At 46.2% G+C, this 13,745-nt stretch carries 12 protein-coding genes; 11 read left to right on the top strand and 1 reads right to left on the bottom strand.

Translation table 11 applies throughout. From position 1 onward, the window contains the following. Positions 1–5 precede the first annotated feature (5 nt). Complete coding sequence (locus tag OH463_RS21075) at positions 6–848, bottom strand: DNA ligase (RefSeq protein WP_005445862.1); 843 nt, start codon at positions 846–848, stop codon at positions 6–8. A gap of 316 nt (positions 849–1,164) precedes the next feature. Here OH463_RS21075 and OH463_RS21070 point away from each other — a divergent pair, with 316 nt between their 5' ends. The 11 genes from OH463_RS21070 to OH463_RS21020 all read left to right on the top strand — a co-directional run bounded on the left by OH463_RS21070 (position 1,165) and on the right by OH463_RS21020 (position 13,666). Then, positions 1,165–1,485, top strand: coding sequence for an STAS domain-containing protein (locus OH463_RS21070; protein WP_005445863.1), 321 nt, complete (start codon positions 1,165–1,167; stop codon positions 1,483–1,485). Positions 1,486–1,514: 29 nt separating this feature from the next. Then, a complete protein-coding gene (locus OH463_RS21065) occupies positions 1,515–2,363 on the top strand; it encodes an OmpA family protein (RefSeq protein ID WP_269992529.1) in 849 nt (282 codons plus the stop codon). Next, complete coding sequence (locus OH463_RS21060) at positions 2,360–4,459, top strand: SLBB domain-containing protein (RefSeq protein ID WP_009697760.1); 2,100 nt, start codon at positions 2,360–2,362, stop codon at positions 4,457–4,459. The genes OH463_RS21065 and OH463_RS21060 overlap by 4 nt, the downstream gene beginning before the upstream one ends. Next, positions 4,459–5,148: an AAA family ATPase gene (locus OH463_RS21055; protein ID WP_017817416.1), complete on the top strand. Its 690-nt coding sequence runs from the start codon at positions 4,459–4,461 to the stop codon at positions 5,146–5,148. The genes OH463_RS21060 and OH463_RS21055 overlap by 1 nt, the downstream gene beginning before the upstream one ends. A gap of 12 nt (positions 5,149–5,160) precedes the next feature. Beyond that, a complete protein-coding gene (locus OH463_RS21050; RefSeq protein ID WP_009697758.1) occupies positions 5,161–5,544 on the top strand; it encodes an Hpt domain-containing protein in 384 nt (127 codons plus the stop codon). A 213-nt stretch (positions 5,545–5,757) separates the two neighbouring features. After that, positions 5,758–7,299, top strand: a complete 1,542-nt coding sequence (locus OH463_RS21045; protein WP_017190138.1) for a sigma-54-dependent transcriptional regulator — start codon at positions 5,758–5,760, stop codon at positions 7,297–7,299. Continuing rightward, positions 7,274–8,350 (top strand): glycosyltransferase family 4 protein, encoded by a 1,077-nt coding sequence (locus OH463_RS21040; protein WP_269992525.1) that lies wholly within the window; start codon positions 7,274–7,276, stop codon positions 8,348–8,350. Before OH463_RS21045 ends, OH463_RS21040 begins: the two co-directional genes overlap by 26 nt. A gap of 152 nt (positions 8,351–8,502) precedes the next feature. Continuing rightward, a complete protein-coding gene (locus tag OH463_RS21035; protein WP_047517273.1) occupies positions 8,503–9,687 on the top strand; it encodes a glycosyltransferase in 1,185 nt (394 codons plus the stop codon). Between the two features lie 10 nt (positions 9,688–9,697). Further along, positions 9,698–10,870 carry a glycosyltransferase family 4 protein gene (locus OH463_RS21030; protein ID WP_017190135.1) on the top strand — a complete coding sequence of 391 codons (1,173 nt, stop codon included), beginning with the start codon at positions 9,698–9,700 and terminating at the stop codon, positions 10,868–10,870. Continuing rightward, positions 10,863–12,284: a lipopolysaccharide biosynthesis protein gene (locus tag OH463_RS21025; protein ID WP_269992519.1), complete on the top strand. Its 1,422-nt coding sequence runs from the start codon at positions 10,863–10,865 to the stop codon at positions 12,282–12,284. Before OH463_RS21030 ends, OH463_RS21025 begins: the two co-directional genes overlap by 8 nt. Beyond that, positions 12,281–13,666, top strand: a complete 1,386-nt coding sequence (locus OH463_RS21020) for an O-antigen ligase family protein (protein ID WP_049536036.1) — start codon at positions 12,281–12,283, stop codon at positions 13,664–13,666. Before OH463_RS21025 ends, OH463_RS21020 begins: the two co-directional genes overlap by 4 nt. The last annotated feature ends 79 nt before the right edge of the window (positions 13,667–13,745 follow it).

Below are 13,745 nucleotides of genomic sequence, written 5' to 3'. Positions count from 1 at the left end.
CATCATCAATGAGGCACTCGCTCTCTTAAGAATCGCGCGAATCTTGGCTTACCGTTATGCGTATAACCGTTGTATCGGAAAGTAATCGTTGCCCCAATTCTTGGCGGGGATTTCCTCACGTCATCAGTAAAACCGCTGCCAATGTAAAACTCTGTGCCGTCAGCTAACCTTACCAGTACCGCCCCCATCATCCCTAACAATCGCCCTGTTCCTGGCTTATAACCGATGACCGTCGCTTCAGCATCCTCAAAGCGTTTAAGCTTGAGTAAATCACTGCCTCTTCCCGCCTGATAACGGCTTGATACCTTTCTCAACATCACACCTTCACCATCAGATTGCGAAATTTGGTCAAGTTGTTCGAACAAATGTTTCTCATCTTGAATCGCACGATGCTCAACATACTTAATATGAGGTGCGTCGATGGCAAATACCAAATCTTGAATGTTGTAGTAACGCTTCCTGTAGTCACCCGCCGAATAAGGCATATCAAACAACATAAAGTCGATACGTTGCCATGCACTTTCAATTGGGGTTTTATCTAACACGGTTTGTTGAACAAGGTGGAAGTTGCCCCGCCCGGCCCATAACTCCCCATCTAAGGGATAATCAGGCAAGACGCGAATAAACCAATCAGGCGCGTAAATACGATTTCCATTTCGTGTCACTAAATGTTGTCCCGTCCAGTAAGCACGAATGCCATCGAGCTTTTCACTATACCAATATTGGGAAACATCAATTCCATCTTGGTAGGAATCAGCGAGTGAAACAGGTGGTTGTAAATTTGGATCAGCATGAGGCTGGGCGGAAGCAATTACAGCGAGGGCAATCAATGTCATTCTTAATGGCATGTGGGAACCTTGTACAAAAAAGCATCTCTATTGAACCGTACTAAGCTCAAATACCCAACTTACATTTACCAATCTACGATCAAGAACAACACCAATAAGCAATTAAGTGCAATCTAACACATAAAGATCAGACAGATTTGGCACTTTCAAATGCTTGCCGCCTTTGTCTTTTTTGACTCTCAAAATGAGAAGAAAGCCATTCTCAAAATAAGAGCGTCTCAGTACCTCGATTAACCAACTGTTTATATTGATATTTTTTATTGGCACATTCTCTGCTCTATTCAAATCAGGACATAATGAGAACGGAGAATGGAACATGGAACTGCGCAAACAAGAAACTGCACCCAATACATTGATGGTTGAGTTTTTCGGTGACCTCGACGCCAAAGGTTGTCGTCAAGCCCAGCACCAAATCGATGAAGTGATCCACAGTGACGATCACAAGGAAGTGGAAATCAACCTGCAACACGTCCAATTTCTTGATTCTTCAGGGATTGGTGCCATTGTTTATTTATATAAGCGCCTAGTTGAACGTGAACGCAGTATGTGTATTGAAAATGTATCGGGACAACCATTAGAAATCATGAGCCTGTTGCGTATCAATCACGCTATCCCGGTCAATTCTAAAGGTCATTAATAAAAATACCGGTTAATACGGAGGTTGGCATGGTGAAACTTATACGACAAAGCGTGTTGTGCGGTCTCGTTGTCGGCATGTTTGGTTGCTCGACGTTCAACTACCCCGATCACGGTCAGGGTGGCATGGCGGAAAGCTACCAAGATATTTCTATCGAGAATTATCAGTTTTCACCAGTAATGCCAGACGAGCCTCTTGGACCTGAGCACGGTTTACGTTTTGATTGGCAACTAACCAAGCTGCATTTGGACGCGTTAATTCAGGAGGGTGCGCGCTGGTGTTTTCCCGCGGCCGTGGTACAGGCGCTTGAAAAACAAAACCGCATCGCACGTGAATTGGAAGGAGGATTGCTTCTTGATGCCGCCAATGACATCGTGATTCAACGCCGTCGCCTAAATCAGCTTGAGCAACAACTCGATTACGTTCTGTCACAAACCACGTGTAAACCGCCACAAGATATCGAAGCGCTACGTAGTGACCTCAATATCGTTGCTGACATCTATGACTTACTGAACGTAGACAATCAATTTGCTGTAGACTCCTCGGAAATCAACCCTAAATACATGGGGCATCTTGCTGAAGCGGCGTATATTCTCCGCGATCACCCTTCTTTGTCATTGGTTGTAACCGGACACGCAGACGCAACAGGCACACCAGAATACAACCAAAAGTTGGCACAAGCCCGAGCAGAGCAAGTGAAACGCTACCTCAACGTCTTCGGAATCACCTCAGATCGTGTGCAAACCAAATCTGTAGGAGAAACACTCCCCCTTTACGAAGGACAAACTCCTGCAGTTCGTTTGACGAACCGTCGCGTGAGCATTGAAGTTCTAAACGCTAAATCTGACACAAGCGCAGAGATGGGAGGCACACTATGAGAATCCTCAAAGCCATCACCACCCTACTAATGTTGTGTTTGATCACCTTTAATACAACGTGGGCAGCGGAAGATGATGTGGTTAAAGTCGGTGACTTGGTGCAAATTAACCTTCCAGGCGAAGCATCGCTAAACAAAGGCTTTCAAGTAGATAAACGTGGCCGCATTAATCTGCCAGAAATCGGTCCCGTTTTTGTTGCGGGTTACAACGAGACTCAACTTCAGAACGTCATCACCGACAACCTTAAAACTGTATTCCGCGATGTAAGCAACGCACGCGTGTTCATCAAACAGCAACAGCTTCTAATTTCAGTACAAGGCTACGTGGTTAAGCCGGGCGAATACACGCTTCCATCGGGCTCAAATATTCAGATGTTCCTCTATGAAGCTGGCGGTCTACGTGCCGGTGCTCAACTTGATAAAATCATCGTAAAACGTGGTAACAAGAGCATTGAGTTCGACTACAAACGTTTTCTCGACACGGGGGACGATTCAAAACTACCAGCCCTAGAATCATTAGACGTGCTCTTCGTCCCTGCCTCACCTTTGGTTGGTAATATCGAACAAGAATTCGATGCTGCGAAACTGGCAAACTCAGGTGACAGCGCTGATTCTGCTCGTGCGATTAAAGTCTTCGGTGAAGTAAACGCACCGGGCTCGTTTACCTACAAACCTAACACGACCCTTGTTGATGTGGTCATGCGCGCTGGCGGCGTGACTCGTTATGCCAGTGTTGAGCAAATCCGTGTTATTACCAACAACACGCCTATTATGTTTAACCTTAAGCGCTACCTAGATACAGGTGACCAAAGCTTGCTGCCAGAGATCCTACCGGGTGCAACCATCTTTGTGCCAAAACAGGAAGAAGAGATCAAAGCCGGTGCGAACGTGGTTTACGTGATGGGTGAAGTGGCTCATCCTGGTGCCTACGAAGGCAAAAAAGGCGCGAGTTTCATGGACATCCTTGCTAACGCAGGTGGTCCAACGCGTTTTGCTGAATCTCGCCAAATCCGCGTCATCAAAGCCGATGGCGGCGTAATCAATTTCGATTTAACAGCTCATACCGAAGGGTTGTCGAATCAGAGAGTGCCCGCAGTGGGTCCGGGTGATGCCATCTTCGTCCCTGAGAAAACGGACATGAATGAAAAATCATGGCTGAAAGTAGCACCAAGTCGCGCAGTCGCCGTGATGGGCGAAGTGGTTCGTCCTGGTCGTATCGAATGGTCAGACGAAATGGACTTAATCGATTTGATTGCCCATGTGGGCGGCCCTACTCGCCGTGCGGACACCAGCAAGATTGAAATCTCTAACAACGGTAAAGTGACCAAGTTTGATTTGGATAAATACATTCTACAAGGATCGCCACATTCTAAGCTACCAAGTGTATCCGCAGGCACAGTAGTTCGTGTGCATGCATTACCAGACGATCCATCAGACAACAAATCACAGTGGGTAAGTCAAAGCTCTGATGCGTCGATTTACGTGTTTGGTCAGATCAACGCTCCGGGTCGTTACCGCTTTACGACTGAAATGCATTTCTTAGATATTCTTTCTGCGGCAGATGGTCCAACGAAAGACGCCGATATTCACAACATCCGAGTGACACATCGTGGTTTGGGTTATGCCAAAGTAAGCAAACTCAACCTGTCGCTTTACTTTGAAACTGGTGATGAGTCGATTCTGCCAGATGTGCGCCCCGGCGATACCATCTACATTCCAGAAAAAGACAAGAACTGGCTAGATCGCTCTAAAGAGTCCACAGTTCGCGTACTGGGTGAAGTACACGCACCAGGTCGTTATGTCTTCAATGACAACATGACCATTCTCGATCTGCTTGCTGAAGCTGGTGGACCAAGTGACAGCGCTTACGTTGAGAAGATCAGTGTGGTGAACATGTCTTGCTGCCAAGGTCAGGCGCGCGTGTTTAACTTGGTTGAATTCAGCAAAACCGCCAATATTTACGACCTGCCTGTAATTCGTGCGGGTGACACGATTTACGTTCCACATAAAGACGAAAGTTTTGCTGAAAAAGCCCGTGCTGGCTTGCGTGACTTGCTACAAATCACCACCACCATAGTGTTAATAGGAGCGCTGTAATGACTATTCCTGCAACACATGCTGAGATTGAGCAAATCTACCTTCAAAGTGAACTCAAGGGCTACAAATCTATCGGTGTGGTTGCATGCCAATCTGAAGACGGGGTAACGTCGGTCGCATCTGCACTGGCAGAACGTTTGATTTTAGCGGGTCATAAAACACTTTATGTCGATTTGAATCTGTTTAAGCCAGCCTATCGTACTGTGCACGCATTTGATGAAGAGACCGAGGGTGTCGGACAACTTATCGCTCGTGAAGAAGACCATCAAACACTTGTTGGTCTGCCTGTACCTTCTATGGCAAGCACGCAACTCACCTACCGAGACCCAGCCATGCTGACAAAAGCAATAGAGGCTTGGCTTGAGCAATACGACCGAGTGGTCATAGATACCTCACCACTATTGAGTATGAACCGCAGTAATATCCCAGCTCAAGTGGTGGCAGGAGTTTGTGATACTTGCGTATTGGTTGCCAGTTACGGCTCCACAACGACAAGCCAAATAGACCAAGCTAAAGCACTGTTAGAAGCAAGTAATGCCAACCTTTTAGGTGCAGTTCTCAACATGAAGCACAACGCGGGTTTAAAGGACGAACTGATTCGTCAGGTGAAGAAACTGCGCTTTTTGCCAGAGAAGCTGAAAGCGAAAATATCTCAACAAATAAAGAACAGCGAATTATTTACTCTATAGGGAGTGCGCACCATGAATACTCAAACTGACACCACGTTGGAGCAAGAGTTAGTCGACGAATTAATTCTTCAACAAATGATCAAAGATACCTGTGCGGAAATCATGCCCACGTTAATCGATCACTACATTGAGGAATCACGCGAGCGGGTCGAAAAAATCCAGCAAGCGCTCAATGAGCAAGATAAGGAAATTATGGAGTTTGAAGTCCACACGCTTGGTAGCTCGGCACTCGCCCTCGGAAACCGGACTCTATCGCGTCACGCTCGTACCATCGAAAAACACTGTGTAGAAGGCGACATAAAACGCGCATTTGAACTTTGCCAGTCATTACCTGCGCTTGCAGAGCAGTCTTTTATTGCGCTAACCCAAAGAAAAGAACAAGGTTTCGAAGACTGAAAGTAAAAATAAGTAATTTAATTGACTAAAAAATATAGAATTTTCTGCAATCCTCACAGCATATGCTAATACTTAAATATAAAGATTCTCAAAATGAGAATCGAAAAGAAGCCATCAGCTTGAGGTAAGAAAAACAAATTCATCATTACTGCATGAACCTCAAGCCGACTTAACACATTAAAACAACGAATTGAAGAAAGTTGGGAACGGATTATGAGACCAAGGGTGTTACTGGTAGAAGACTCTACTTCACTAGCCATACTTTATAAGCAGTATGTCAAGGATGAGCCTTACGATATCTTCCATGTAGAAACGGGGCGTGAGGCGATTCAATTTATTGAGCGCAGCAAACCACAGCTCATTATTCTCGATCTAAAGCTTCCTGACATGTCAGGCGAAGACGTATTGGATTGGATCAATGAAAACGAGATCCCGACCTCTGTCATCATCGCAACGGCGCACGGCAGCGTCGATCTCGCGGTCAATCTGATTCAGAAAGGTGCGGAAGATTTCCTAGAGAAGCCCATCAACGCAGACCGCCTAAAAACTTCCGTTGCTTTACATTTAAAACGCGCGAAGTTAGAAAATCTCGTCGAGAACATTCAATCAACCTTCGATCGCCACAACTACCACGGTTTTATTGGCTCTAGCCTACCGATGCAAGCTGTGTATAAAACCATTGACGCGGTTGCTCCAACCTCTGCAAGCGTGTTTATCGTTGGTGAGAGTGGTACAGGTAAAGAAGTGTGTGCAGAAGCCATTCACAGACAAAGCGATCGCAGAGACAAACCTTTCATTGCGATTAACTGTGGTGCTATCCCTCGCGATTTGATGGAAAGTGAAATTTTCGGTCACGTTAAAGGCGCATTTACCGGTGCAACCACAGACCGTAAAGGTGCCGCAACGCTAGCCCACGGCGGAACCCTGTTCCTCGACGAATTGTGCGAGATGGAATTAGAAATGCAGAAAAAGTTACTGCGTTTTCTGCAAACAGGAACCTACACCCCGCTCGGTGGCACCAAAGAGATGAAGGTGGATGTTCGGATTATCTGTGCAACCAACCGAGATCCATTGACCGAAGTGGAAGAAGGTCGTTTCCGCGAAGACTTGTATTATCGTGTGCACGTTGTCCCCATTGATATGCCCCCACTTCGTGAACGTGGTAGTGACATTGTCACGCTGGCTAAACACTTCTTAACCACATACGCCAAACAGGACAAGAAGAAGTTCAACAATATCGACAGCGAAGCGCAACATGTGATTAAGCATTACGACTGGCCTGGCAACGTGCGCCAACTGCAAAACATCATTCGTAACATTGTGGTATTGAATAATGAAGACAAAGTTTCGCTCGCACATTTGCCCGCTCAACTGACTCGCAAACCGGCGAAAGAGCGTAGCGCAACAATAGAACATGATGCACGCTATAACGATTCATCTTTTTCTCCTTTAGAGAATCCACCTGCAAGCACTGTTAACTTGAGTACTTCGGAGCGAGAAAGCATGCCAGTTGCTACTGAGGAGAGTAGTCTGGTGCCCTCAGCCTCTGTCACACCAGTAGCGTCACCATACTTTAATTCCGATGGCACGATCCGCCCTATGTGGAAAGTGGAACGCGAAGCCATTCAAAATGCGATAGCTTATTGTGATGGTAACGTGCTTAACGCGGCGGTGATGTTGGAACTGAGCCCATCTACGGTCTACCGCAAAAAACAAGCGTGGGAAGCGGATGAAGCTAATCTCGAACAATCTTGAGATCCCTGTCGCAGGCGAAGTTTGGATCCTGCTGGATAGCCGCATTTACGGTGGCATTGAAAGCCATGTAGTCGAACTCGCTACTGGGTTGCAATCCTTTCATGTTAACGTACGAGTTGTGTTGGTGGTGGAATACGATCCACCACCAACACTTATCGACAAATTAAACCAAGTTCAAATACCAGTGAGTTATTTGTGGCACCTATGCCCAAAGTCAGAACGGTCAAAAACCATTCCAGTAAAACAAATTACTGGTGCAGTGGCTGAGCATCAACCCAGCGTCATTCACACCCATGGTTACAAAGCGGCACTGTTAGCCAGAAGCGCAAAGTTATTTACTCGAACCTTCCCTCGCCTCATATCGACATTTCATGCAGGAGAAACACCGAAAGGTAGAGTCTGGCTTTATGATTGGCTTGATCGATACTCAGCTTGCCTTTCTGATCATTGCTTCGCCGTTAGCCAAACCATTCAAAGTAAGATTCCATCTCAATCAGAGCTATTGAACAACTTTGTATCGATTACCAATCAGCATTGTCGTTATAAACAAATCGCGTTTGTGGGTCGCCTCAGTCATGAAAAAGGTGCAGACCGCTTCATTGGTATTGCCCGTCATATTCCTGATATTGAGTTCTCTATTTATGGTGACGGTCCAGAAAAGCCGAGACTGATAGAAAACGCACCAGCCAACGTGATATTTCACGGTCATCAAAATGACATGGATGCCGTTTGGTGCAATATCAGCGCTCTTGTCATCTCATCACGCTATGAAGGTTTGCCAATGGCGGCGTTAGAAGCGATGGCCCGAGGTATCGTTGTGATCAGCCTTGACGTTGGTCGCCTTCCTGACCTCATCGAAGATGGTCACAATGGCTTCCTCGCTTATGATATTCCCGCACTAACTGACAAACTTAATCACTGGTTGGGAATGAGCCATAGCGAACAATACCCAATGCGTCACAAAGCGATTGAGACCATCAAAGATCACTATTCCTCCCGCAACATCATTCCTATTCTGATTGAACGCTACCAAATTGAGAATCATACTTGATGCATATCCATTCTCAAATTGAGAAGTTTCGCGCTAAGTTTTCACCTATGTATCACTTTCCATTCAAAAACAAATAGTTAAACTAATGGCATATTTTGGCATCTCGGTTGCAATAGCTAATTCAAACAGATTGGCTAACCGAGGTAACGACGATGACTACTCCAAAACGCATTCTTTACGTTCATTATGGTGATAACTGGATTCGCGGTAGCGAAGTCGTACTGCTTGACCTCATCACAAACATTGACCGCGACCAGTATCAACCGATTGTTTGGTCAAACTGCGAACCTTTGATTGAGAAATGCCAATCTCTAGGCATCGAAGCGGAACATTCAAACTTCAGCCTTGTTGGAGGTTGGAACACGCCTCGCTGGGACATCAGCGGTTGGAACGATTTGATCAAACAAGGCACGGCATTGATCGAAAAGCACAACATTGACCTTGTCCATGTAAACAGTGGTGGTCCGTGCCAATGGATGTGCCTAGCCGCTCGTATGAACCACATCCCTTTGGTGACGCAACTACACTGCCACTACACCTTGCGTGACCGCTTCTCACTGGGTCTGCACCTTTCTCCAAAATTGATTTGCGTGAGTAAAGATGTGGGTCACGAGATTCTCAAAGATGGTTACCCAGAAGAACACCTTCATGTCGTTCATAACGGTGTGTCATTGGAGAGTCACGATGCACCCATCAATGTTAAAGATCGTCTGGGTATTCCCCAGCAAGCGTTCACCTTTATTTCGGTTGGTTCTCTCATTAAACGCAAAGGCTTTGACCGCTTAATCCAAGCTATGCGTATGCACAACTACCATCAACATAATCCACATTTGGTGATTGTTGGTGATGGTGAAGAACGTGTCGCATTGAAGCAGTTAGCCATAGATTTGGGTGTGGAGGATCGTGTGCATTTTGTTGGTGAACAACATAACGCCGGAGACTGGATGAAAGGTAACGTAGATGCCTTCATGAGTGGCGCTTACGAAGAGGCGTTTGGTCTTGTTCTTGGTGAGGCGGCACTAGCAAAGCTACCAATCATCGCACCAAAAACAGGTGGTATCCCGGAGTTGTTTGAGCACAACCACAGTGCCTTATTGTTCGCCAATCACGGTATGGCGAGTCTGTTAAATGCAATTCAGCAGATGATTCAAGATGCGCCGCTACGAAATAAGCTAGCCGAGAATGCGCATCAACACGCGAATCAGCATCTGACGGTTTCTGCTTCAGTCAAAGCGATTGAAGACATTTACCGCGATGAGCTCTTGCAGAGAGAACCAACACCAATGCCCGTCACCCACTGCATGAAACCCATTTCGCGCTGGTTAAACATCAACTAAGGGGCTGACCATGAAACGTGTATTGATGTTTGACGCTATCCCAATGCAAGGCGGTTCGAAAATTGCCAACGCTGAGTTGATTAAACAGTGTGACCAACGTGACGTGATTAGCTATATCGCAACGACAAATCCAGAACATTGGATTTCAACACTCAGCTCAAATCCTCGCGTACAGGTATTGAAAATCAAGCGATCTCCAATCACGTCTCATCATGGTATCGCTTATTGGCTGATGAACTGCTTTTACCTAGTTCAACTGATTCTGGTGACGCTCAAGCTACCGAAACTCGATTGGTTTATGGGCTTGTCTTCACCAAACAACGACATGCCCATGTACTTGCTTCGTCTGTTCAATCGCAAACCTATCGTACAAATGGTGCATGGCCCTGTGGGCGTGTCTCGCTCATCTGGCTACTGCTTAGTAAAAGCGGCTGCCATTCATTATCTCGCAAACACGCGCGCCTCTATGATCGATGCTCTTATGGCTTACCTAAAAATGCCTAAGCCAGCCGTTGAACGCTACTGGACAACTCTAAATACTGCATCATTCGTCAATGGTCTTTCTTCAAAGCGCTCACCAAAGCAAGCAAACCCAATTTCTAATCGCGTATTTTGGGCCGCAAGTCTATTGAAATGGAAAAATGTGGATTTATTGCTCGATGCGATGAAACTGGACGACTCATGCCACCTAAATGCAACCATTTGCTACATCAAACCCAACATCGAAGGCGTTGAATGCTCACAGCCAAATTTCACTCAGGCAAACATTGAATGGCACGAATCGCCAGACAACCTTGACGAGCTACGAGCACAGTGTGGTGTGTTTGTGTCGACCAGTGAGAACGAACCGTTTGGGTTATCAATTTTAGAGGCGTTAGCCGCTGGTATGTGTGTCGTGATTCCTCATGATGACAGTTATTGGGATCGAGTACTAACTCACGGGAAAAACTGCATCAAGTACACACCAAAAGACGCCGCATCTCTGCACAATGCAATTGTCCTGTTGAATGAATCGCCATGGTTGAAAGTGACCATGGGGTTAGAGGCACTGCACGTTGCTCGCTTATATACAGCGGAACGTTGTTACTTCTCTATTACCCAGCAGCTTTGCAAAGATCCATCAAGCAAAGAACAACAAAACGCAAAGAAGCGTGACAACGTCAAAGGATATGACCATGTCTAAAGCCATGACCAACATGTCGTTGTTCGCCATTGCGTTGGTGATCAACAAAAGCATCAGCTTAATTATGCTGCCAGTGCTTCCTCAGTTTCTCTCGCCAGAACAAATGGGCAAACTCGAGTTACTGACCTCTTTTGGTGTCGTTACTGCGCTACTGGCGAGCATGGCAATGCACGAAGCGCTATACCGCTTTGTCGGCGTGGAGAAAGACAGCAAGAAGAAAGTGACCATGCTCAACCAGATCTACTCGCTTTCCGTTTGGATTGCGGCGGCGATTGGCTTAGTTCTACTGGTTGCGATTTTAGCTGCCCCGATTCCTAGCCCGTTTTCTCAGCTTGAATTTATCGTGCTAATGTTCGCAATTATCTTGGAAGGCGCGATTGGTATCGGTACTGCTTGGCTGCGCATGCAAGATGATAAAGCAAAAACTCTTCTCAGCGTGATGGTGACCGTCACCGTTCTTCAAGTGGTGTTCATTGTTGCCGCTTTATTGATTCACCCACACGTCATTTCTGTGTTGCTTGGTGGTCTGCTTGCTGCCGTAATCCAATTTACGTGGTTGCACATTATCAATAAATACAAAGTCGCTATGCCTGACATAGCGCTCGCGAAACAACACCTGCATTACTGTATCCCTGTCATGATGTCTGCGCTAGTTGCGTTTTGCTTGAACGGTGCTGAGCGTTGGTTCATCGGCGCTAATGCTTCACTGGCAACACTTGGGGTGTACGCAATTGCGGTTAAATTTGCCATTGGCATGTGTATTTTGGTTCAGCCATTCGGTATGTGGTGGATGCCACGTCGCTTCGCGTATCTGGAGCGTAATCGTGGTAAAGAAGCCGTTCGGATTTCTCACTTCGGTATGATTTATATTGCGGCACTCACGGTGTTGGTCGCAACCCTTGCCTTCATTATGATCAGCCAGTTTTTACCAGAAACATACCAAGAAGCTGCGCTTTACACATTATTCCTTCTACCAATCGCCATGATAAAAGAATGGAGTGAACTGCTGAACATTGCGATTCTTTACAAACGTCGCACTCGTTGGTTATTAGGAATTAACGTCGTTGCCGCTGGTGTTGCAATTGCTCTTCTGTTTGCGCTTTCTTCCCTTGGTATCTATGGCGTATTCATCGCGCTTTACTATGCCCAACTCACCAAACTGGCGATGACGTTCGTGATTGGACAACAGTGCATGTACCTTCCTTTCCACCTAAGTTTGATGGTCGCATTACAAATCATCTCAGGAGTGGCACTGTTCCTGCTTTACTCTACTCAATCCATCGGAAGTGCGATTGTGATTTGCATTCTGACATGCACACTATTTGCTGGCATCGCCTTCCGATACATGTCTAAGGAAACACGCAATAACCTTATGATGAGGTTAAGAACGGAAGCGAAAAGAGTGACGTTATGAATGCCACGGATGTGAGACCAACCCAAATCATCGCTGCGACAACCGTTACTGTGGTCATCGCTTTAGCGTGGTTAGTGATACCGCATCCAATTTTAATTGTCGCAATTTGTTTTGCTCCGCTTGCCATCTTGTTTGTCCTCAACCAAACCTTTTGGCTGGTGACTCTGTTCGTCATCTTCTCTTTCTTTCGAATCCACGAAGCGTTTCCCGTTATCTACAACTTCAAAATCCCATTGTTGTTGTCTTTAGGCGCACTTGGCGCGTTATCTTTTCATCTATTGATCAGTCGTCAGCTATCGGTCTTTTGGCACCCTTCTTTAAAGTGGCTGTTCATCTTTTGGGCGTTAGTCATCATCGGTATTGTGTTCGCCTCTGCGCGCGACATCGCGATTACCGTATTTAAGAATACGTATTGGAAGATCATTGTGATGACACTGGCGATCACTTGGCTTATCACCACACCCAAACAGCTCGCACAAATGTCAAAAGCAATTATCGTTGCTGGGTTGTTGGTCGGACTCGTTGCTCTTTATAACGCCACCAACGGTATTGATATTGTCGAAGGAACGCGTGTGTCGATTGGTCGTTCGTTTGGCTCGGTATTAGGTGACCCCAATGACTTAGCGCTGGTTTTGATGTTCCCCCTCGCCTTTACGGTGAGCCAATTGGTCGAGAAACGATCGTCGATGTGGTTGCGAGGTTTTGCACTGCTCACTTGTATCATCCTGTTTATGTCGATCCTTGAGACACAAAGCCGCGGTGGCTTATTGGGAGCACTCTCAGTCTTCGCCTATTTCGCGTTCAAACACATCAAGAGTAAGGCATTGGTTGTCTTTCTAGGTTTGGTCGCAGCTTTGATTCTTTATGCTGTTGCAGGGATCTCCGGGCGAGCATCGGGGGGTGCTGCAGAAGCCGGTATTGATGCCTCTGCTATGGGACGTTTGTACGCTTGGGAAGCGGCTTTCAAAATGGCACTCGACAATCCGATAACCGGCGTTGGTTTAGAGAACTTCTACTACAACTACTTCTTCTATAGCCCGCATTGGGATGGCATTAACCACGCGGTGCACAGTACTTGGTTTGGTGTACTGGCTGAAACCGGTTTTGTTGGTTTAGCGGTTTTCATTACTCTGATTGTTTCTCTGGTCAAAACGTCATTAAGTTCAATCTCACTTCTGACTGAAAAGTCCCACTTCACGCTTTCTGTAGGTGCAAACGCCGTATTGAGCGGACTTATTGGCACCATAGTGTCGGGGACCTTTCTCACCCAAGGATTTACTTGGCCGATTTATATACTTGCCGCGCTAACCATAGTGATAAATCGCATCGTTCAAACTGATTGTCAAAATGAGAAACCGTCACCCTCTCAAATCAAGAAATAACCTAACCTATTGTTTTAATGAAACTTAGCCCCTTGGCACGCATCATGATACGTCTTTGAGTAACAACAACGAATCAATT

The organism is Vibrio sp. NFR (genome assembly GCF_027587095.1).
In the GTDB taxonomy this organism is placed as follows: Bacteria; Pseudomonadota; Gammaproteobacteria; order Enterobacterales; family Vibrionaceae; genus Vibrio; species Vibrio harveyi.
Note: the sequence above shows the minus strand (reverse complement) of the source record. Positions and strands in the feature narration are given on the sequence as shown.

Excerpts from the sequence above, each read along its gene's own strand:
- OH463_RS21075 (WP_005445862.1), bottom strand. The coding sequence starts at position 848 with ATGCCATTAAGAATGACATTGATTGCCCTCGCTGTAATTGCTTCCGCC.
- OH463_RS21030 (WP_017190135.1), top strand. The coding sequence starts at position 9,698 with ATGAAACGTGTATTGATGTTTGACGCTATCCCAATGCAAGGCGGTTCG.
- OH463_RS21040 (WP_269992525.1), top strand. The coding sequence starts at position 7,274 with ATGAAGCTAATCTCGAACAATCTTGAGATCCCTGTCGCAGGCGAAGTT.
- OH463_RS21070 (WP_005445863.1), top strand. The coding sequence starts at position 1,165 with ATGGAACTGCGCAAACAAGAAACTGCACCCAATACATTGATGGTTGAG.
- OH463_RS21055 (WP_017817416.1), top strand. The coding sequence starts at position 4,459 with ATGACTATTCCTGCAACACATGCTGAGATTGAGCAAATCTACCTTCAA.
- OH463_RS21065 (WP_269992529.1), top strand. The coding sequence starts at position 1,515 with ATGGTGAAACTTATACGACAAAGCGTGTTGTGCGGTCTCGTTGTCGGC.
- OH463_RS21035 (WP_047517273.1), top strand. The coding sequence starts at position 8,503 with ATGACTACTCCAAAACGCATTCTTTACGTTCATTATGGTGATAACTGG.
- OH463_RS21050 (WP_009697758.1), top strand. The coding sequence starts at position 5,161 with ATGAATACTCAAACTGACACCACGTTGGAGCAAGAGTTAGTCGACGAA.
- OH463_RS21020 (WP_049536036.1), top strand. The coding sequence starts at position 12,281 with ATGAATGCCACGGATGTGAGACCAACCCAAATCATCGCTGCGACAACC.
- OH463_RS21045 (WP_017190138.1), top strand. The coding sequence starts at position 5,758 with ATGAGACCAAGGGTGTTACTGGTAGAAGACTCTACTTCACTAGCCATA.
- OH463_RS21060 (WP_009697760.1), top strand. The coding sequence starts at position 2,360 with ATGAGAATCCTCAAAGCCATCACCACCCTACTAATGTTGTGTTTGATC.
- OH463_RS21025 (WP_269992519.1), top strand. The coding sequence starts at position 10,863 with ATGTCTAAAGCCATGACCAACATGTCGTTGTTCGCCATTGCGTTGGTG.